The organism is Priestia sp. YIM B13491, assembly GCF_042787605.1.
Lineage (GTDB): Bacteria > Bacillota > Bacilli > Bacillales > Bacillaceae_H > Priestia > Priestia megaterium_E.
Map to the genome: position 1 here is coordinate 39,296 of NZ_JBHZOR010000003.1, position 18,521 is coordinate 57,816.

General features: G+C 38.7%; 21 protein-coding genes. 8 read left to right on the plus strand and 13 right to left on the minus strand.

Annotation, left to right across the window (positions count from 1 at the left end):
* Window positions 1–89: 89 nt before the first annotated feature.
* A complete protein-coding gene (locus ACFX4E_RS11035) occupies window positions 90–1,334 on the minus strand; it encodes a YeeE/YedE family protein (protein WP_098248237.1) in 1,245 nt (414 codons plus the stop codon).
* 172 nt (window positions 1,335–1,506) lie between these two features.
* Complete coding sequence (locus ACFX4E_RS11040; protein WP_377258961.1) at window positions 1,507–2,544, minus strand: EAL domain-containing protein; 1,038 nt, start codon at window positions 2,542–2,544, stop codon at window positions 1,507–1,509.
* Between the two features lie 199 nt (window positions 2,545–2,743).
* Between ACFX4E_RS11040 and ACFX4E_RS11045 the strand changes: the two genes are divergently transcribed.
* Complete coding sequence (locus ACFX4E_RS11045) at window positions 2,744–3,076, plus strand: hypothetical protein (protein WP_098433166.1); 333 nt, start codon at window positions 2,744–2,746, stop codon at window positions 3,074–3,076.
* A gap of 38 nt (window positions 3,077–3,114) precedes the next feature.
* On the opposite strand, the gene ACFX4E_RS11050 is transcribed toward ACFX4E_RS11045, so the two are convergent.
* Window positions 3,115–4,287, minus strand: a complete 1,173-nt coding sequence (locus tag ACFX4E_RS11050) for an iron-containing alcohol dehydrogenase (protein ID WP_377238109.1) — start codon at window positions 4,285–4,287, stop codon at window positions 3,115–3,117.
* 84 nt (window positions 4,288–4,371) lie between these two features.
* Window positions 4,372–5,262, minus strand: coding sequence for a LysR family transcriptional regulator (locus ACFX4E_RS11055; RefSeq protein WP_098659255.1), 891 nt, complete (start codon window positions 5,260–5,262; stop codon window positions 4,372–4,374).
* A 220-nt stretch (window positions 5,263–5,482) separates the two neighbouring features.
* Between ACFX4E_RS11055 and ACFX4E_RS11060 the strand changes: the two genes are divergently transcribed.
* Together ACFX4E_RS11060 and ACFX4E_RS11065 are read left to right on the plus strand one after the other, a co-directional pair.
* The gene (locus tag ACFX4E_RS11060; protein WP_013057506.1) at window positions 5,483–5,629 is read left to right on the plus strand and encodes a hypothetical protein; all 147 of its coding nucleotides are present in this window, start codon (window positions 5,483–5,485) and stop codon (window positions 5,627–5,629) included.
* Window positions 5,630–5,796: 167 nt separating this feature from the next.
* Window positions 5,797–6,708 (plus strand): DMT family transporter, encoded by a 912-nt coding sequence (locus tag ACFX4E_RS11065; protein ID WP_060746831.1) that lies wholly within the window; start codon window positions 5,797–5,799, stop codon window positions 6,706–6,708.
* Between the two features lie 109 nt (window positions 6,709–6,817).
* Here the strand turns inward: ACFX4E_RS11065 and ACFX4E_RS11070 are convergent, their stop codons facing one another.
* A complete protein-coding gene (locus ACFX4E_RS11070) occupies window positions 6,818–7,270 on the minus strand; it encodes a GNAT family N-acetyltransferase (protein WP_377238110.1) in 453 nt (150 codons plus the stop codon).
* Window positions 7,267–8,502, minus strand: a complete 1,236-nt coding sequence (locus ACFX4E_RS11075; RefSeq protein ID WP_098524681.1) for an MFS transporter — start codon at window positions 8,500–8,502, stop codon at window positions 7,267–7,269. Before ACFX4E_RS11075 ends, ACFX4E_RS11070 begins: the two co-directional genes overlap by 4 nt.
* Before the next feature lie 130 nt (window positions 8,503–8,632).
* Between ACFX4E_RS11075 and ACFX4E_RS11080 the strand changes: the two genes are divergently transcribed.
* Together ACFX4E_RS11080 and ACFX4E_RS11085 are read left to right on the plus strand one after the other, a co-directional pair.
* Complete coding sequence (locus ACFX4E_RS11080; protein ID WP_060746833.1) at window positions 8,633–9,034, plus strand: hypothetical protein; 402 nt, start codon at window positions 8,633–8,635, stop codon at window positions 9,032–9,034.
* Between the two features lie 39 nt (window positions 9,035–9,073).
* Window positions 9,074–9,745 (plus strand): hypothetical protein, encoded by a 672-nt coding sequence (locus tag ACFX4E_RS11085; protein ID WP_060746834.1) that lies wholly within the window; start codon window positions 9,074–9,076, stop codon window positions 9,743–9,745.
* Window positions 9,746–9,823: 78 nt separating this feature from the next.
* Here ACFX4E_RS11085 and ACFX4E_RS11090 read toward each other — a convergent pair whose 3' ends face one another.
* The gene (locus ACFX4E_RS11090; protein WP_377238113.1) at window positions 9,824–10,336 is read right to left on the minus strand and encodes a P-loop NTPase family protein; all 513 of its coding nucleotides are present in this window, start codon (window positions 10,334–10,336) and stop codon (window positions 9,824–9,826) included.
* Between the two features lie 263 nt (window positions 10,337–10,599).
* Here ACFX4E_RS11090 and ACFX4E_RS11095 point away from each other — a divergent pair, with 263 nt between their 5' ends.
* On the plus strand, window positions 10,600–10,830 hold the full coding sequence (locus ACFX4E_RS11095) for a hypothetical protein (protein ID WP_043981603.1): 231 nt from the start codon (window positions 10,600–10,602) through the stop codon (window positions 10,828–10,830).
* Between the two features lie 44 nt (window positions 10,831–10,874).
* Here the strand turns inward: ACFX4E_RS11095 and ACFX4E_RS11100 are convergent, their stop codons facing one another.
* The 4 genes from ACFX4E_RS11100 to ACFX4E_RS11115 form a co-directional block, all read right to left on the minus strand.
* On the minus strand, window positions 10,875–11,234 hold the full coding sequence (locus tag ACFX4E_RS11100; protein WP_098334470.1) for a hypothetical protein: 360 nt from the start codon (window positions 11,232–11,234) through the stop codon (window positions 10,875–10,877).
* A gap of 62 nt (window positions 11,235–11,296) precedes the next feature.
* On the minus strand, window positions 11,297–12,058 hold the full coding sequence (locus tag ACFX4E_RS11105; protein ID WP_028408995.1) for a glucose 1-dehydrogenase: 762 nt from the start codon (window positions 12,056–12,058) through the stop codon (window positions 11,297–11,299).
* Window positions 12,055–13,086 (minus strand): zinc-dependent alcohol dehydrogenase, encoded by a 1,032-nt coding sequence (locus ACFX4E_RS11110; RefSeq protein ID WP_098334469.1) that lies wholly within the window; start codon window positions 13,084–13,086, stop codon window positions 12,055–12,057. The genes ACFX4E_RS11105 and ACFX4E_RS11110 overlap by 4 nt, the downstream gene beginning before the upstream one ends.
* A 78-nt stretch (window positions 13,087–13,164) precedes the next feature.
* Window positions 13,165–13,809, minus strand: coding sequence for a GntR family transcriptional regulator (locus ACFX4E_RS11115; protein ID WP_255257722.1), 645 nt, complete (start codon window positions 13,807–13,809; stop codon window positions 13,165–13,167).
* Window positions 13,810–14,008: 199 nt separating this feature from the next.
* Here ACFX4E_RS11115 and ACFX4E_RS11120 point away from each other — a divergent pair, with 199 nt between their 5' ends.
* Complete coding sequence (locus ACFX4E_RS11120) at window positions 14,009–14,467, plus strand: hypothetical protein (protein ID WP_028408998.1); 459 nt, start codon at window positions 14,009–14,011, stop codon at window positions 14,465–14,467.
* Between the two features lie 30 nt (window positions 14,468–14,497).
* Here the strand turns inward: ACFX4E_RS11120 and ACFX4E_RS11125 are convergent, their stop codons facing one another.
* Window positions 14,498–15,379: a M23 family metallopeptidase gene (locus ACFX4E_RS11125; protein WP_263034065.1), complete on the minus strand. Its 882-nt coding sequence runs from the start codon at window positions 15,377–15,379 to the stop codon at window positions 14,498–14,500.
* 263 nt (window positions 15,380–15,642) lie between these two features.
* Here ACFX4E_RS11125 and ACFX4E_RS11130 point away from each other — a divergent pair, with 263 nt between their 5' ends.
* Entirely contained in the window at window positions 15,643–16,179 is a 537-nt protein-coding gene (locus ACFX4E_RS11130) for a histidine phosphatase family protein (RefSeq protein WP_060746841.1), read from the plus strand.
* Window positions 16,180–16,226: 47 nt separating this feature from the next.
* Here the strand turns inward: ACFX4E_RS11130 and ACFX4E_RS11135 are convergent, their stop codons facing one another.
* The gene (locus ACFX4E_RS11135) at window positions 16,227–18,260 is read right to left on the minus strand and encodes a Na+/H+ antiporter (protein ID WP_028409002.1); all 2,034 of its coding nucleotides are present in this window, start codon (window positions 18,258–18,260) and stop codon (window positions 16,227–16,229) included.
* Window positions 18,261–18,521: the final 261 nt, after the last annotated feature.

The following is an 18,521-nucleotide window of genomic DNA, read 5'->3' on the forward strand; positions in this document are numbered from 1 at the left end:
TCAAGGAATTTACAAAAATATAGAGATTTTCAAACATCATCTAAAATAAAAAACCTCCTTTGCCCATGCAAAGAAGGTTTTATCTAAACTTAACAAATCGAATCATTAGATTTAGGGTTTTTGAGTCCAAATATCGGTCGGATAAATAGTGCTAAGCCTGTGCCAAGCATTGCCATAACCATCCATACCCATCCGTGGAGACTAAATGAAGCAATGCCGCCAAAGTAAGCGCCGATGTTACAGCCAAAAGCAAGACGCGCACCATACCCCATTAAAAGGCCGCCAACAACAGCTGCACCTGCAACTCCGGGCTTAATCTTTCCTGGTTTGAATGTCCCTTGCGCCGTCGCTGAAATGAAGGCACCTAATATAATCCCAAAGTTTAACACGCTGGTAGAATCTGCTAGCACACTTTGCGTTAGCGCTTCTCCATTTGCACCTTGGAAAAATCCCCAGCTTGATACATCTATTCCAGCTGCCATCATCGCTTTTCCGCCCCATAATGCAAAAGCAGAAGTGATTCCCCAAGGGTTTCCTCTTACAGCAAGCGTCAATGCATTTAATACGGCCAGCACAATCGCTGCTGTGAATAGAGGCCAAGAGCCGCGAATAATCTTTTTCCACCCTTTTGTAGTAGGAAGCTGTTTCATCATAGGCGGATTTTTCTTTTTAGCAATTTGAATCGTAATCCAGTAAATCGCTGCGAACGCGATAAGCTGTATAATCCAAGCTCCAAAATAACCAAGACCTGTCGATTCAGCTAATGAGATAGGGGGAAGCGAAGGTTGCTTTTGCCAAAATGGCAAATGATACGCCCCAAACATAGAACCTACAATAAAAGCTAAAAGCGTTAAAATCATAGAAGAAGAGCCGCCACCTAACGAATAAAGCGTCCCTGAGGCACATCCATTTCCTAACTGCATGCCAATTCCAAACATAAACGAACCAACGATCACGCTTACTCCTACAGGTGAAACATATCCTTTTGGCGTTACCCCTGTAAAGCTAAAGCCTGTACTTAAAATAATAGCAAACAGCGTTGACGCAATTGCAAGCATAAGCATATGCGCTTGCAAGCCTTGAACATTGCCGACAGATACAAGGCGGCGAAATGCTGATGTAAAGCCAAAACGTGCGTATAGAAGCGTCATCCCTAACGCTAGGCCGATAATAAATAAAACACCTTGCGTCCAATTAGTCGTGAGCACAATCGCAAGAAATAAAATAACTGCTGCTATAACCCCTCCTGCAAATAATGGCTTTTGCATAGGACTTAATTCTGTTACAACAGTAGTAGGCTTTGATTTATATGATGAGTGCAACGTTTGCGACACACCATCCACTCCTTTTCTGATAGAAATACTAAGAATTAATATTTATCATCTTATAGCACTTCCCTTCTCCTGTAAACTGTTTAGCAAAATGAAAGTGAATTGTTTATTTTTTAAATATTCTTACCTTTAGTCATACAAAAAGCAGAAGTTTCTGTTCTTCTGCTTTTTGCTGCTAAGCGTAAATAGAATGAATCTCTTTTAAAGGTTTAGGATTAGGCTTTGCAAAATAATACCCTTGAAACAAATCATAACCCATCTCTATCAGGAATTTTAAATCTTCTTCTGTCTCTACTCCTTCCGCAAGAGCCTTCGCCCCCATTTTATGGGTGATAGCTAACATCTCTTGGGCCATTTTTTTCTGTTTCTCATTTTTACTGACTCCGTTTGTGAATTCAAATGCTAACTTCACCACGTCAGGCTCCACTTCTAAAAGCCTCTTCAGCGTGTTATAACCAACCCCTACGTCATCTAAAGCATATTTAAATCCGTGGGAACGATAATAATTCAAAATGTTTTTTAAATGCTCAATATCTTGAACATCCTCGGTTTCAATCACTTCAAACACTATTTGTTCGGGTTTTATATTCAATTCTTGAATTAACGCAAATGTAGATGCCAAGCAATGCTCGGGATTATATATTGCTGTAGGAATAAAGTTAATAAAAATCAGCTGACGATCAATAATACTAGCATTTTTTACAGCTTCTAAGCGGCAGGCTCGGTCAAGAGCGAAGGTTTTATTTCTTATTTGAGCAGCTTCAAACATTTTAAAAGGCGGTATAATACTTCCATCTTCTTCTAATCCTCTTGATAAAATTTCGTGGCCAACGATATGCACGCGTTCGTGATCAATCGATACAATGGGCTGATAATATGAGCAAATTCGCTTGTCTTCAATCAGCTCATCAATCCACAAGGCATCTTTCATTTTTTGAAAAACGGTGATTGGCTCCATACCCCGCAGGTTTTCAAATGGGCTCCGCTGCTGGGCTTCTACAGCCCACACATGCCGAGGGTCTAGATGCTGATGAACATAATCCATAAAACTCCAAAAGATATCTTCCCTCATCCAGACCATATCTTCTCCAAGAGTCTTCCATTGGCTTTGAGAAATATCTTTAAAGTATTTTTCCAATTTCTTCACATCGCTTGATTTCTGAAAAGAAACCGTATATCCTGTCCTAATTGGCAGACACGCGTCGCACCCCATAGCTCATCTTCTCCCTCATTTATCATCAGTTTTTTGTATGTATACATGGATAGTTCTTAGGAACTATACCACTTTTAAGAAACTTACAAACCCTATTTTCCCGTTAAAATAGAATGTACCAAAAAGTTTTGGTAAAATGATAGACGTATTTTATTGTCTACATCATAAGACGCACTTGATAAAAGGAAGTGAACGATACATGAGCAAAAACCGTTTTACGAAGTGGTTTTTATTTTCTTTAATACTCTTTGCCTTAAGTACCGGAGCAATGTATTATATGCTGTATCTATCATACTGGGCGTATTCTATTAAACTGTTTTTAATCGCGGTGCCGCTCTTCACCTTATTATCGGTTGCTTTTGGTTCGTTGGTAATCGTACATGAACGCAAAAGAAAACGTGTATTTCATCTGCAAAACGATGGAAGCAGTCCTAAAAGTACGTTTATTCAAGGTTTTTCCGAAATAACGGTAGGAGCAGGATGCATTGTGCTGTGCTTTTTTCTTTTTCTTTATTTTCTAATGGATTATTGAGTACATATAAAAAAGACGAGCAGGCAGCTCGTCTTTTTTTATTTGGATCTTTCTAGAATATCTCGAACGCTTGCATAGTCAAGCTCTTTATAAGTGCCAACACCTGGTTTTACAAAGGTCTTTTCAACAATCGCATCAAATTCACGATCATCAATATCATAGTCACGCAAGCAGTTCGGGGCTCCTAAGTCATTCCAGAAAGTGCGCAGCGCTTTTGCTCCTTCCATTGCTGTTTCTTCATCGCTTTTTCCTGCTGGATCAATGCCAAATACGTTTACAGCCAATTGCTTTACACGGGAAGGGTCTTCTTTTAAGACGTGCTCCAGCCAGTTAGGGAACAAGATAGCAAGACCGCCTCCGTGGGGAATATCATATACGGCCGACAGAGCATGTTCGATACGGTGAGTAGCCCAGTCTCCCCCGTCCGTTCCGTTTGCTAAGCTTCCGTTAAACGCCGTCGTGCTGATATACATCATCGTTTCACGATACTTATAAGAAGTCAGGTCTTTAAGAAGCTTAGGACCTTCTTGTATAGTCGTTCTTAGTAAAGATTCAATAAAGCCGTCGATCATCGGCGTATTTTCCGTGCGATGAAAATAGTGTTCAAGCGCATGCGACATACTGTCAACAATTCCATAAACGGTTTGATCGCGCGGCACTGAAAATGTGTACGACGGATCTAAGATAGAAAAGGCGGGAAATACGTGAGAAGACGTCCAACCTAGCTTTTCTTTTGTTTCCCAATTTGTAATAACAGAAGTTGAATTCATTTCAGACCCAGTTGCTGCAAGTGTTAATACCGTTCCAAAAGGAAGCGCATCTGTAATCTCTTTTTTACGTGTAATTAAATCCCATGTATTTCCTTCATACACGGCTCCAACTGCAATAGCTTTTGTACAATCGATCACACTTCCTCCCCCAACGGCTAAGAGAAAATCAATGTTTTCTTTTTTACATATGTCAACGCCTTTAGCAACCGTAGTCAAACGAGGGTTCGGTTCTACACCAGACAGCTCGTGAACAACTGCGTTAATAGACTGAAGTTCAGCTTTCACTTCGTCGTATACGCCATTTCGTTTGATGCTTCCTCCTCCGTATACTAACAGAACGTTTACTTGTTTATGATAAGAAGCAAGCTCTTGCGATAGCTTCGTAATTTGATTTTTTCCAAAGTATAATTTTGTAGGATTGTGCTGCAAAAATATATTCATGTTCTACACCTCTAGTTTCATGTCTTATAAAAAGTGTAGCACGAAAACAACTTCATCATTATTGAAGATTCTCTATATCTATTATCAATATTTTTGATAACCTTCTTGAACAAGTGAAATAAATTGTTGAATAGGTGCCGTCAGCCATTTTTTCTTTTTGAATATGAGCTGTGAATAAAGATAAAATTCTTCGTGGTCAAACGGAACTTTAATCAGTTTTCCACTTTCCATCTCTTGTTTTACCGCTATTTCCGGTACAAGAGCAATACCTAAATTATCCGCTACGCACTGTTTAATCGCTTCAAGACTGCTAAACGAGATGACCGATTGCATATGAATACCGCTGCTGCGCATCATCTCTTCTAAAAGCGTGCGATAAGGGCAGCCGCTCTCAGTTAAAATGATGGTCTCTCCCTCAAACTCTTCCATTAGAACGCTGTTTCTTTTACTAAAAGAATGGGAAGGCGAAGCAATCATAACCATCTTTTCTTTTCGAATAGGAATCACTTCTAAGCTTGAAGATGTTTGAAGGCGATCAAGTAAAACGGCTACATCATACTTTCCGTCAATAATTCCTTGTGTTAAATTTGGACATAAACCCGCTTCTAGCATAATCTTTAGAGAAGGGTGCTGCTTTTTTAATTCACGAATATACGGTGTAATAAAATAAGCGGCCAGCGACTCCACGGTTCCTATTGAAACGGTTCCTCTAGCATCTTCGTTCGTAGTAAGGCGCTCTTTTGCTTCATTTAATAACTCGATTACTTGATTCACATAATAAAGCAATTCTTCACCAGGCTGAGTCAGCTTCATTTTTTGTCCTGTTCGTTCAAATAGTTTTTGACCGTAATGATCCTCTAATTTTTTTATATGAGTGGTAACGCTTGACTGAGCATACCCTAACTCCTCGCCCGTTCGTGTATAGCTCCCCCACTTCGCTACTTCTTTGAATGTATATAAATAGTTAATATCCATATGCTGCTCCTTATGTACTGCTGTTTGGTTTCGTTGTCTATATGCTAAAGCTGTTCTAGTAATTAGAACTTATACGTAACTAGAATCACAGTACAGTATAAGCGAACTCGTTTTGCCAAGCAATTTTATCAACCTTAAAAATTCTTTTTATATTAGGCAATTACGCCGTTTTTTGTTCATAGAATGAAAAACAAACCTATGAAAAGAAAGGGTGTATCTCATGACAGCCTACAAAGAAGTATTATATAAAGGAAAACGCTTTGTACTGATTCACGTATATGATTCAGGATACTGTGAAATCCGACCGATTGATCATGCTTTTAAAGTCGAACTTGTGCGATTAGATGAGATAGAACAATGTGGATAACAGTCATGAATGCAGCTAATGCAGCTGCTTTTTTGTTTGTATTAAAAACAAGTGGATGAGATAAAAATAGCTGAATTGGCTGGCCTTTTACATAATTTCTTCCTGTATACTTTGTAACTAAGGATATTCGCACTTATTTAGTTTCTATACTTACTCGAGGTGATTACATGAAAAAAGGCTGGCTGGAATGGATATTATTATCCGTGGCGTTAATTTGGGGAGCTAATTATACAATCGGAAAATTTGGAGTTGCTCATATGTCTTCCATTCAATTTAGCGCACTGCGTTTTATAATGGTTGCTCCTATTCTTTTACTTATCACAGGAATAATAGAGCGAGGCATTCGTATTGAAAAAAAAGACTGGGGACGCTTAATAGCGGTCAGTATAGTAGGCGTTACGCTCTACCAAACGCTGTTTATGGTATCTGTTAAGTATACGACAGCTACCAATGCTTCTTTACTTATTTCGATGTCTCCTATTTTCACAGGAATCCTAGCTATATTATATAAGCATGAAGCTTTTTCATTAAAAACACAGCTAGGCTCTGTGCTTGCTTTTTTTGGGGCTGCGTTTGTACTGCTGTTTGGTCACTCTAGTCATGCGCTGTCGCAGCTTGCATGGTTCGGAAACATCATGGGGATTGTGGCAGCCATTGCTTGGGGCTGGTACCCGATTTTAGCAAAACCTTTAGTCGTAAAATATTCTGCTTTGCGCGTGACTGCGTGGTCTGCTTTAATCGGCGCTATTCCGCTTACTGTCTACTGTCTTTTCACCTATCAAACGCTTATCTGGCCCACAGATATAGGCAGCTGGAGCTCTCTGGCATACTCTGTTCTATTTGTGACGGTGTACGGACTCGTGATGTGGTATGTAGGAATTGGAAAAATCGGCTCGACAAAAGTAATGGTTTACATGTATGTTATTCCTTTGTTCGCCGTTGTTTTTGCTGCTGTAACTATTGGAGAGACCATCAATGCTATGCAGCTGCTTGGAGGACTTATTATTTTTAGCGGTTTGTATATTGTCAAAAAAAGCCCTGCTCCTAAAACAGCTCTTAAACTTAAAAAAGCAAACTAACAAGAGTAACGGGTTCGGTTGATTTATGCTAATAACGCTCAGATTTTTTCTGGGCGTTATTCGTATATTATTTTAATGTCCTACTTGAATTAAACGCTCGTTAGTTTGATTAATGAACATTTTTTAGTTTATATTCATGAGTGATTTTATGCTGATTGTATACGCGTTTAAAACCGTTTTGTTCATAAAATAGTTTCGCTTTGTCCGTGTCTGTATAGAGAACGAAACTGTCGTAATAATTCTCTGCATAGTGAATAATTTCTTTTAAAAGTTGTTTGCCTATACCCTTTCTGCGAAACTGAGCTGAAACATAAAACCTCCTTACTCTCCCAGCGTTAGCATACTGGCTGTAAGGATTTTGATTAAGGCCGGCTACGCCAATTAATTTGTTTTTTTTACCGTAAACTCCCCACAATCTTTCGCCTGTTTTGTTAAATACGTTTTGCCCGTTTTTATACTCCGCTACTAGCTTGGTAAGAAAGAAAAAGCCTGCCTCCTGGCTTTCTATTAACAGCTCTTTTATATCATGCTCCACAAGATACGTTAGCCTAATGATTCTCATATACCTCCTCTCCGTTCAGCAGGTGTCTTGTTTATTTCGATAGAATGCTTGTTATACATTAATCCTGCCATGCCTATTAGAGCCGTTAAAAGTAGCATGAAGCTTGAAAATAGATATACAAACCTTACCCCAAACAGATCGGCTACTGTCCCTACAAATGCGATGGAAAGTATAAACACAGCCTGTACAAGAGTTGATTTTGCCGCTATTACTTTAGGAAACATCCCGTTGCTGCAGGTATTTTGATAAATGGTTTCCTGAGCTACATCTCGAAGCTGATAGGCAGGACCCATCATGATCAAAAGTACTAAAGCTAGATACGGGTTCGTTACTAGACCGTAAAAACCGGTTAAAACAGCATAACCGATTGAGCCTAAGAACATAAAAAGCAAAAGCCTTCCTTTTACCATAGAAGACATGCGGTACACAATAATTCCTCCAACTATGCTTCCAAAATAATACGCACCGTTTATATATCCCCACCACGCTTCTCCTTTTTCAAGCACTTCTTTCACAAAAGAAAGAGTAATAGCTCCAATCCAAATGGTTCCAAAAAGCGACTCGATGATGTCCATTATAACGAGGGCTCTGATGCGTTTATGTATCCATAAAAAGCGCCATCCTTCCATTAGTTTTGCCGCTCTTCGCTTTTGTGTTTGTTTATATGTGTGGGCTTCTTTTATAAACAGTAAGCAAACAAATGAGATCGATAGAAGACCTGCCGTTATAAATAGAGACTGAGTGGATCCCGTTAAGGACAAAACGAAACCACCAAGCGACCACCCTGCAAACAGAAAAGTTTGATCAATTGTTGAAAGCAAGCTATTCGCCTGCATTCTTTGACTATCATTTACTAAGCTGCGTACAACTGACGTTTTAAAAATGGAAAAAAAGCCGTTAAAAAAAGAAATGATTCCAACAATGATAAAACCCATCGTTAGTACTGTGACTGTAAATTCTTGTGTAAGCAGCACATACAATCCAACAAGCATCCCTATCTGTATCACTTGAACAAACCGCATAATGTGAATGGATTTATACATATCGGCTAGTAAAGGTACGCTAAGGCCGCTAAGGAGCCGTGCAAGTAAGCTCGTCATCGTAATCATCGACGCAAGAGCTGTTGAACCGGTGTTTTCCTTTATATAGGAAGTGACAGCCATTGTATAAAGAACAAAACCTACATTTGCGGTTACTTGACTTGCTGCTAAAAGATAAAAACGCTGAGTCAATTCTTTTCTCCTTTCTGTTAGACGTAACATGCAAAAAGATAATTCGTTTTTTGTTAATTTTTCCTTTTTAAACTATAACACTATTTGACGAAATCCAAAACTATCTATAATTTAGTAGATGGAGGTTTTTATGTTTAAATATAGTTTTCTTATTGTTCTTATCGCTTTTTTACTTATTAACTTTAACGGCCAGGAAAATCAAATTGTAGGAGGCAAAATAAAAAAGGAGCGAAGTGAGGTTTTCTTTGGCGAATACGACAGCTTTACGGGCCGCTACTCCCGGAGCATTAAACTCAAAAAAGGTGTAACCTACGCTTTTACGCTATCTAAAAATACCAAAAGCGGAGACCTGTCCCTGTACGTAGAAGATCCAAAACAGACACGATTTTTTGAAATGACTAATAACTCTCTTTATTTAACACCCGAAAAAACGAGGAGATATCGTATTAATTTTGTAGGCTCTGAGCATAAAGGCTCTTTTCAGCTTTACTTGAAAAGCAGTAATCAAAAAGAGAGCGAAAAATTTGTGTAATACCATTTTAGACAACGCTTAAACGAGGAGGAATGGTTTATGATCATTAATCAAGCTGTCCTGTACACCCACTTATTGGACACAATGAAGGATTTTTATGTAAATTCTCTCGATTTCCCATTAACCGCCGCTTCACCGCGTTCTTTTTCCATCAAGGTTGGTGAAAGTGAGCTAACCTTTAAAGAAAGTTCTCTACATACAAAGCCCTTTTACCATTTTGCTTTTAATGTTCCAGCAAACCGATTTATGGAAGCAAAGCAATGGGCTACTCAGAGAGTCTTCCTCAATACGGAAGAGAAGAAAGATGAGATTTATTTTGAAGCATTTGATGCTCATTCCTTTTATTTTGAAGACCCTGCTCATAATATTGTTGAATACATTTCAAGACATTCGGACTGCCCGTCATCCAAGGACCCCTTTTCTTCTAAGTCGCTTTTAAGCATAGGAGAAATCAACTTGACAACTCCTCATGTCCACTCTGTAGGGACACAGCTTATTAACTCCGGTATCACCGTGCGCAACAACAGGCTATTAAACGAGACCTTTAACTTTTTAGGAAGCGGCAGTGCGTTTTTTCTTGTAGGGACGCCTAAAAGACGGTGGTTTTTTTCGAACCGAGACTCTGAAGTTCATCCATTAATGGTAAAGGTTAATCATTCTCTAACGCTTGCGCTCGACGAAGAAGGAATGTTGAAGATTACGCAAGAATGATTGTTTTTTTAATAAAGCCACGTAACAAGCGAACTTGTTACGTGGCTATTTTTGTTCAAAATTCAGCACATACTCCCCCTATAGGTTGTGTATATAGTTCTCGATGTCCTTTCTGTTCATCAGCATAAAAACCTTGTAATCCTCATCATTTTTAAGCTTTTTAAACTGGTTTCTCATCTTTTTTTTCCGTTCTCGATACGTAGTAAGAATAAACGTAAAAAATAACCAATCTACTTTTTCAGGGCATCCTTTTGCCATATCTTCACGCGTTTTTCTTGCATATACGATTCTCCGCTTTATTACTCGGTACACACAAACGATTAGCGGCAGCTCTAAATAAATAATGGTATCTGCATGCTTCACTCGCACGTCATACGAATTGCTGTAGTTCCCGTCGATAATCCAGCTGTCTTTTTTTACAATGTGCTCCTGCAATTCTCTAAAGCTATCATTGTCTCTTTCCGTCCAGCCAGGCTGCCAATACAGGCTGTCTAAATGATATACTTCTAGATCAAGCTTTTCCCCTAATTTCTTGGCAAATGTAGACTTTCCTACTCCTGGAGAAACGCCCATTACCAGTACTCTTTTCATCTCATCACCTTACCTTTTTAAGAAATAAAGCTGATTGAAGAGAAGGCAGCTGTTTATAGCTGACTCGGCGCATTCAGTGTACTCGGAGCGAGCTGCTTTATAAAACGACTTCATGTTAGGATTTTTATTTCCATGATTTTCAGGCAACCTATAAATATTCATTATAAATTCCTATATTCCTTCTTGCTTTGTAGTAAATAGGTTGCTTTTATGAATCGTTTCCTTTACCTTAAATGTGAGTATATAAAAGTAAGGTGAAAAAAATGAATGCATCTATGCTAAAGAGATTTTTACGAAACCTCGGTATTTTTGTTTATATTGTCATTGCAGCTATTAATATTTACTTAACAAGAAATGATTTGGGCGATATGCTTACCCGCCTTGTGCTGCTGACTATTTTACTTCCTTTGTTTTTTAGTTTTGTGTATGCGTTAGGAAAATCACATTTTAAAAGACAAGAAGAGCTCGCTGAACAAGAGAAGAAGAAAGAGTAAAAAAAGCCTTTTATCGGGGGGGATTCCCCTTTCTAAAAGGCTTTTTACTTTTTTTCATATAGCTGAACATTAACTACATCAGGATGAACGTGATACTGTTTGGCAACTTGATTTACCATTTGCTGAATTTCTCTTTTCTTATGAGAAGAAAGGTGTTCGCGGGGCAGAAGAACTAGAATTTGAGCTTCCGCATAGTTATTCAGCACCCTAACTTCTTGAAAGCCATGCTGCGTCAAAAAAGCTTTTAACGCTTTTTCAAAGTCTGTGCTTTCTTTTTGAACAATGATAGAAGGCTGATCGTAAGAAAATAGCGAAATCTCTTTCTCTTCAGGCTTTGTATACACCGCCCAAGCAGTTATGAGCACTGTGACAGAAATACCCATATTTAACATCCACCTTTTCATACCACGAACGCTCCTTTTAATTAAGTTTGTTCATGATATGAAAAAATTCGTTCATTCATGCGTTATCTTCCTAGCCAGCCTCCGTCTACAGCAAGTAAGTGCCCATGAATATAGGCAGATGCATCAGATGCTAAAAAGACAACCGCTCCTTTAAAATCATCTGCTTCCCCCCATCTGCCTGCGGGAATACGTTCAATAATTTGTCTGCTGCGCGTTTCATCGTTAATAAGTGCTTCATTCATATCAGTAGCAATATACCCTGGTACAATTCCATTAACATTTACGCCTTTTGCTGCCCATTCATTAGATAAAGCCTTTGTAAGCTGAGCAACTCCGCCTTTTGCTGCAGCATAGGCCGGAACGGTAATACCGCCTTGGTAAGAAAGCAAAGATGCCATATTAATGATTTTTCCGCTTCCTTGTTTAAGCATTTGGCGGCCTGCCTGCTGACATAACAGCCATACGGTTTTTAAATTAACATTCATAACAGCATCCCAATCTTCCTCTGCAAAGTCTACAGCGGGTGAACGTCTTTGAATGCCAGCGTTGTTCACTAAAATATCGAGCTTGCCAAAATAAGCAGCAACCGATGAGATCGCTTCGCTTACTTCAGAAGCATTTTCCAGATCACAATTAACAATAAAGCATTTTCTTCCGAGACGTTCAATTTCTTCTTTTACTCCAAGAAATTCCTTTGATCGCTGCAAAAGAGCGATATCCGAACCTGCTTCTGCCAAAGCAATCGCCATTGATCTTCCAATTCCTCTTGTTGCTCCCGTAATCGCTGCTACTTTACCATCTAAAGAAAATAAATCTACTGTCATTGTTCATTCTCCTCTCCATTTGGTGCAAATAAAACCTTAAGTGATTCATCAGGCCGCTGCATAAACTCAAACCCCGCTTGAATATTTTCAAGCGGCAGTTTATGAGAAATTAAAGAATCTGCTGCTATTTCACCGCTTGCCAGTAAATCAATAGCCGTCTGAAAATCTTCCCTTGTATAACATCTCGTTGTAGTTAATGAAATTTCTTTAAAGTGCATCGCTGCTAAATCTACTTCTGGAGCGTTTTTGTATACGCTCACCACCACAATCTCTCCCTGAATACGGCTTGTTTCAACCATTTGTTTTGCTGTAATTTGATTTCCGGCTACTTCAAATACAACATCTGCACCGACGTAATTCGTAAGCAAACGCACTTCTTTTACGACGTCTTTTTTCATTGCATCAATTGGTATAAAGCCCAGTTCTTTCGCTTTAGTTAAGCGATAAGAACTAATATCTGAGATCATTACTTTTTTTGCTCCTGCTCGTTTCGCAATCATCCCGATCAGCAGTCCAATAGGTCCTGCTCCTAAAATGACAGCTTGGTCTCCTACTTTCAACCGTGAGCGTCGTACTGTATGTACGGCAACCGCTACAGGTTCTGCAAGAGCTGCATGCGCGCTAGACAGTTTCTCTGGCAAGAGGTGAAGGCGGTTCACCGGAACAGCCACGTACTGCGCAAACCCTCCATCTTGATCAATGCCGATTAGTTTTAACTGTTTACAAACGTGAAACTGTCCTCTTACACAGGCTTCGCACGTTCCGCAGCTAAGCGTAGGTTCAACTGCTACGCGGTCACCTAAAGAAAATTCCGTCTCTCCCCGAATCTCTTCTATCACTCCGCTAAATTCATGTCCCATAGTCAGTGGCGCCTGTGCTCTAGGATGTTTTCCAAAATAAATCATCATATCCGTTCCGCAAATTCCAGCATGGGATACCTTTACAAGCGCTTCCCCTTCTTTTATAACCGGTTTCGTTTTTTGCTGCATAACGGCTTTCGTTTCTGAAACGTAGACACCTGCTTTCATTTCTCCATCCCCTTTGTATACTTGTCGACAACTTGAAGATAAAAAGGTCCAAAACATTTCGAATCTTTTATCCCTTTTTTATGCTTCATTCAAAAGTGAAGCTGTTATCGTATTTCTCGTGTCTTCAAAGTGACGCTTCACTTCATCTTGAATACGTTCTGTATTTTGAGACTTTAATGCTTTAATCATTTCATGATGCTGCTTTATCAGTGGGAGCACAGCTGCTTTATCATCTCGAAATCTTTTTTCAGTGGTAATTAAAAGAGCAGCTAAAATAATTTCACGGATGCTTTCCCACAATTTTAATATCCGCTTGTGGTCTGCTTCGATAATCACGAGCTCATGAAACCGCAAATCTTGATAAGCAAACTCTACATAGTCATCGTATTTAGCTGCCATGTTCATTTGATCAATACTTTGCTCAAGCTTTTTAATAAGCGAATCATGGTTGACTTCAGATAGACGTTCTAAGACAAAATGTTCTAAAAGCAGACGAACATCGTACAGCTCGTTTAAATCCCTAGCTGTTAAACCAATAACAACTGCTCCCATTCGCTGTAAATCAATGAGTCCTTCGTTTGAAAGGGTCCGCAGCGCTTCTCTTATAGGAGATCGACTCGTTCCAAACTCTGCCGAGAGCTGATTTTCCGATAGGATGGTTCCTTTCTTCAGCTCGCCGCTCATAATTTGAATTCTTAATTTGCTTACAACTTGCTCTCCCAGCGAGGCTCCGCGAAGCCATTTTTCCGGGTAGATTACTCTTTTAATGTGTCATCACTTCCTTAGCCAACTTGTATACAAGTATTCAAGATTTAGTATATAGAGAAGCAATCTGATTGTAAACGTTTTCTTTACAGAATGTATATTTTTACAATTCTTTCTTACACTAAGAACTACTGATAAATAAAAGGTGGGAAGATGAATGAATCAAATTATATTATGGGGGATTCTTGTTATTCCATGGTTTTTACTGCTGCTGCTTGATAAACAGCGTGTTAAACGATTTTTTACTGTAGGGTTATTTGCTGCATTAATGATGACAATCGCCTATCAAGTAGCGGAAAAAATGCACTGGTGGACGGTTCAAGAAAACGTATTTTTTCTTACTAGCATGGGAGCAACGATTTATTGCCTTCATATTGTGATTACGATCTTTGTCTTTTACCTTACGTATCCGGGGTTTATCTTGTACATAATTGTTAACATTATTTTGGATTTGATTCATGGTTATGTTATTGTTCCTTTTCTCGCTAAAATCGGGCTTTATAATCTGTATGAAATTAGTCATTTTGGGCTTTTCCTTGTCATGACTACCGTAGCCATTATCCTTTACTTGTTTCAACGGGTGCTTGACTTTATATTTGAGGAAAGCCCTGCATAAAAAGCCACAGCAAACGCTATGGCTTTTTAATCAATAAAAAAATGGAATAACCGTATCTCCGCGAATCGGTTCAACGGCCGCATGAAACTGAATTCGCAAACTTTTTGACGTTTCAATGTCAGAGGCATCCATGACGTGAAAATGAATGTGAGGTTCGGATGAATTCCCGGAATTTCCACACCTTCCGACCAGTGTTCCTTTACGAACCACGTCTCCTTTTTTCACAGAAACCGATCCTTTCTTCAAATGTGCAAGCACACTGTATTCTTTTCCTTCATGCTCAATAATAACGTGATTTCCTAAAGGATTTCTTTTATTCGTGTGTCCAATTTCATTATCTTCTTGACCATCAGCTGCTGTGATAACGACTCCTTCAAGCGGCGCCACAACTTTTTTTCCATAGGCATAGTAATCTTCGTTTTTCGTTCCATCATTTTTATAGCTTTGCTTTCCTTTTCGCACGACTAAATCATACGCATACCTTTGGTTTTCGACTGGATGGTGATAGTTCAACACCTCATGCTTTCCTCCCCAATAGACAAACCATTCACTTTGAATCGGCATCGTATATTTGTTTGTACTCCATCGATCTCTCTCTGAAAATGATTCTATAGGAGCAATCACAAGTGCTTGTATAATGTTATGTTCATCAAACATGACGCTGATGAATTTTGTCTGCGTAGAATTTAACCAAATAAACTGCTCAATTTGAGGAGTTAAATAGAGATTTGTTTCTAGTCTGTAGAACTGTTCTCCTTGATTAAACAATTTGTTCTGTTCCAAAAATTGCTGAAGCGAAACTTGACGTTTAAATTCTTCGCTTACACAATCATAAAGTTTCTTAAAATCCCCTTTTGCAAATAAAATTCCAAACTCTTCTCTGATGTTCACTTTTCTCTCTGTATCCATCATTGTAATCCACCCTTTTATATGTATTTCAATTTGTTTGAATTATCTATAAGTAATACGTTTTATGTTATAAAAAGGTTTCATTTTCCAGTTATTCTATCTCAAAATCTTCTTTTATTCCGTATTTACAATTTTCTTAATCCATTTTATACTTATTTTACAAATATTTGAAAGGAGGTGCAGCATGATGAAAATAACATTAAATAAGAAAATCAAGCTGCGCCGAATAAGTGTTTTTGGCGCTTAGATTTTAAGGAGATTTCACAATGAAAGTAGCATTAGTACGTCATTACAAAGTAAACAAAGGTCTTCCAGAAAACCACCGCTTATCAACTGATGAACTAGTGGCTTGGTTTCAAGAATATGATGAATCAGATATTACGTATGGAGAGACTGATTTGAATAATATCGAATGGAAACGCTGTTTTTCAAGCGATATGCCGCGAGCACACAAAACGGCAAAGCATATTTATAAACAAGAGATCACGCTTCTTCCAGAACTTAGAGAAATACCTATGCCTATTATTCCAGTAAAATTTAAACTTCCTTTTATCCTCTGGGTATTACTGTTTCGCATGTCCGGACTCATCAACAAACAAGCTCGTAAAGATATGGCTGAGACTAAGAGAAAAGTAGCAGCAGTGCTAGATCGCGCTATTTCCGAGTCAGAAGACGATTTGCTGATTGTCAGCCACGGAGGAATTATGAAGTTTATGCGTAAAGAACTTATAAAACGCGGCTTTAAAGGGCCTCGGTTTGATATTGCTGTTAATGGAAAGCTTTATCTTTTTGAAAAGCAATAGAATGAAACTTACTAGAAAAAGTCGCAGAGACTACTCTCTGCGACTTTTTAATAACCATTTTCTTCAATTGTTAATGCTTCACGCAAAGCGATATCTTTTCGGATATTATGAGCGATTTCACGCGTGATTTCTCCTTTTTCATAAAGTTCTTGCACCGTTTCCCGCTCGGTATGAAACGCTTTATAACATAAATCTCTCGTTGCTTTTTTACGTTTCCGTGAATTATACTCCGTACTCTCTTTTCTAAGTCTTGCCATGGATCTATGGTATTCACTAATAATAGCAAGTGAAATCATTCGATTTTCTTCGTTCATATTTTCTTTAATGACCTTTATCGCTTCTTCAATCATTTGAATACGTACTTTGTTCACTTTGCTTCTTCTTCGCAAGCTTTGTTTTCTTAACGCCTGCTTATTCGGTGAAAAAATTCGGACTAGTAATAATAAAACTTTTTTAAACCTCATCCAGCTCACCAATAATTTGTACCTTACGCGATTGGTTACAGCCATTTCAAGCTTGTGCGTATGTTCCAAACAAATATACGCTGTCTCACGGTCTATTTTTTCTTCTTTTAATAGCTTTTCCACCAATTTCCCCTTGGCCTGAAGAGCCAGCAATCGAATTTCTTCTTCATACTGTTTGTTTTCAGAGGCTTCTAAAGGATGAGTTTTAACGATGATGTTATTAATCGTTGTATTATACGATGAAATTAACGAAAGGGCTGCTCCACGATTTTCCTCGGTCATTTCTCTTTTTAACCGCTGAATAGCAGCTTTGTGCACTTTAATGCGCGCTTTAACCTCTTTTGTGTTGCGCTCAGGCTTCTTCGGCGCCTTTTCTGTTTTCGCAATGAGAGGTAAAAGAATACTTGCCGCAACTAAGGTTAACAATATAACGCCTGCTGCTAGAAAAATAATCAGAGAGCGTTCCGGAAAATCACTGCCGTTATCAAGCGTATATGGAATCGAAAACGCTCCGGCTAACGTAACAGCTCCTCGTACACCTGAAACCGTGATAATGCCAATAGACCGAGGCTCAGGTTTTAGATGCTTGTTATTTTTGTAATACCAGCCTACTGACCATGACACCATCACCCAAATAAATCGTAGTACAAGCAAAAAGACAGTAATAATCAAAATATAAAGAAGCACTTGTCCATTATTAAAGTTTGGATCTTGAATAATTGCTTTCGCCACTTTAGGTATTTGCAGACCAAGCAGTACAAACACCAAGCCATTTAACAAATATAAAATAACCGTCCAAGTACTTTTTGATACTACTTTTAGCTGCTGGTTAGGTGATTCCTCTCGGTCGCGCTCAATCGCATGCACAATGCCGCCTGCTACAACTGCCAAGATTCCTGATAAATGAAAATGTTCAGCAATGTAGAAGACAACAAATGGAGTTAGAATTTGTATTAACATATGAATCGTAATATCTTCCATTCCTAAACGTCGAACAAGTACACGCAGTCTGATAATCAGAAAAGCGATAAATGCTCCTACAAACAAACCGCCCAGCGCTACCCAAAGGAACTGAAATGTAGCATCTACTATTGAAAAGACGCCCGTTACGGTAGCAGCTACTGCTACTTGAAACGCTACAAGACCAGAGGCATCATTCATCAGCCCTTCGCCTTCCAGCAAATGCATAATTCGCTTAGGCAGCTTTACTCGGCTCGCCATAGCTCCTACAGCCACTACATCTGTTGGGGACAAAATAGCGGCTAGTGCAAATGCCGCCGGTAACGGAATGGAAGGAATGAGCCAATTGATTAGATATCCCCCTACTGCCACCGTTACAAAAACCAGTCCCAGCGCTAGTAATAAAATAGGTGTACGAAGCTTCCAAAGAGCAGCTCTTGACACGTTTTTCCCATCATTAAATAATAGCGGGGCAATAAATAAAATAAAAAATAACTCAGGCTCTAAATGTACATCTCCGCCAAATGGCAAGATAGCAAGCCCTGCTCCCAAAGCTATTTGAACTAATGGAACAGGAATAAATGGTACAAAATGATTAATGATATTAGATAGACCAATCAAAGCCAATAAGACTAATATCGTCAGAAAAAATTCCATAAAAACAATCGACTCCTACTTCTATTTACATCCTTTTAAAGGTATCACGTTATCTCTTTTCATTCATTTTATAGTGTTTAGTTTACGCTTTTTCTGCCAAAAAATGTTGCGGGTTATTAAAAAGTGCTCTTTCTTTTCGGTAAGTTTATTTCTGCGGACATTAAGGGAACAGTATACATGATATTCTTTATTTACCATATAAATCAGCTCATCAAACTTTTGTAAGGGAGGTGTTCCCTTATCCGTTTCAACGGGGTAAGG

What these genes read in the sequence shown, in the direction of transcription:
- ACFX4E_RS11105 (WP_028408995.1), bottom strand. Translation starts at nt 12,058, where the DNA reads ATGACAGTAGATTTATTTTCTTTAGATGGTAAAGTAGCAGCGATTACG.
- ACFX4E_RS11040 (WP_377258961.1), bottom strand. Translation starts at nt 2,544, where the DNA reads ATGGGGTGCGACGCGTGTCTGCCAATTAGGACAGGATATACGGTTTCT.
- ACFX4E_RS11110 (WP_098334469.1), bottom strand. Translation starts at nt 13,086, where the DNA reads ATGAAAGCAGGTGTCTACGTTTCAGAAACGAAAGCCGTTATGCAGCAA.
- ACFX4E_RS11125 (WP_263034065.1), bottom strand. Translation starts at nt 15,379, where the DNA reads ATGATGGATACAGAGAGAAAAGTGAACATCAGAGAAGAGTTTGGAATT.
- ACFX4E_RS11130 (WP_060746841.1), top strand. Translation starts at nt 15,643, where the DNA reads ATGAAAGTAGCATTAGTACGTCATTACAAAGTAAACAAAGGTCTTCCA.
- ACFX4E_RS11100 (WP_098334470.1), bottom strand. Translation starts at nt 11,234, where the DNA reads ATGAAAAGGTGGATGTTAAATATGGGTATTTCTGTCACAGTGCTCATA.
- ACFX4E_RS11120 (WP_028408998.1), top strand. Translation starts at nt 14,009, where the DNA reads ATGAATCAAATTATATTATGGGGGATTCTTGTTATTCCATGGTTTTTA.
- ACFX4E_RS11095 (WP_043981603.1), top strand. Translation starts at nt 10,600, where the DNA reads ATGAATGCATCTATGCTAAAGAGATTTTTACGAAACCTCGGTATTTTT.
- ACFX4E_RS11065 (WP_060746831.1), top strand. Translation starts at nt 5,797, where the DNA reads ATGAAAAAAGGCTGGCTGGAATGGATATTATTATCCGTGGCGTTAATT.
- ACFX4E_RS11090 (WP_377238113.1), bottom strand. Translation starts at nt 10,336, where the DNA reads ATGAAAAGAGTACTGGTAATGGGCGTTTCTCCAGGAGTAGGAAAGTCT.
- ACFX4E_RS11050 (WP_377238109.1), bottom strand. Translation starts at nt 4,287, where the DNA reads ATGAATATATTTTTGCAGCACAATCCTACAAAATTATACTTTGGAAAA.
- ACFX4E_RS11045 (WP_098433166.1), top strand. Translation starts at nt 2,744, where the DNA reads ATGAGCAAAAACCGTTTTACGAAGTGGTTTTTATTTTCTTTAATACTC.
- ACFX4E_RS11070 (WP_377238110.1), bottom strand. Translation starts at nt 7,270, where the DNA reads ATGAGAATCATTAGGCTAACGTATCTTGTGGAGCATGATATAAAAGAG.
- ACFX4E_RS11055 (WP_098659255.1), bottom strand. Translation starts at nt 5,262, where the DNA reads ATGGATATTAACTATTTATATACATTCAAAGAAGTAGCGAAGTGGGGG.
- ACFX4E_RS11085 (WP_060746834.1), top strand. Translation starts at nt 9,074, where the DNA reads ATGATCATTAATCAAGCTGTCCTGTACACCCACTTATTGGACACAATG.
- ACFX4E_RS11135 (WP_028409002.1), bottom strand. Translation starts at nt 18,260, where the DNA reads ATGGAATTTTTTCTGACGATATTAGTCTTATTGGCTTTGATTGGTCTA.
- ACFX4E_RS11060 (WP_013057506.1), top strand. Translation starts at nt 5,483, where the DNA reads ATGACAGCCTACAAAGAAGTATTATATAAAGGAAAACGCTTTGTACTG.
- ACFX4E_RS11080 (WP_060746833.1), top strand. Translation starts at nt 8,633, where the DNA reads ATGTTTAAATATAGTTTTCTTATTGTTCTTATCGCTTTTTTACTTATT.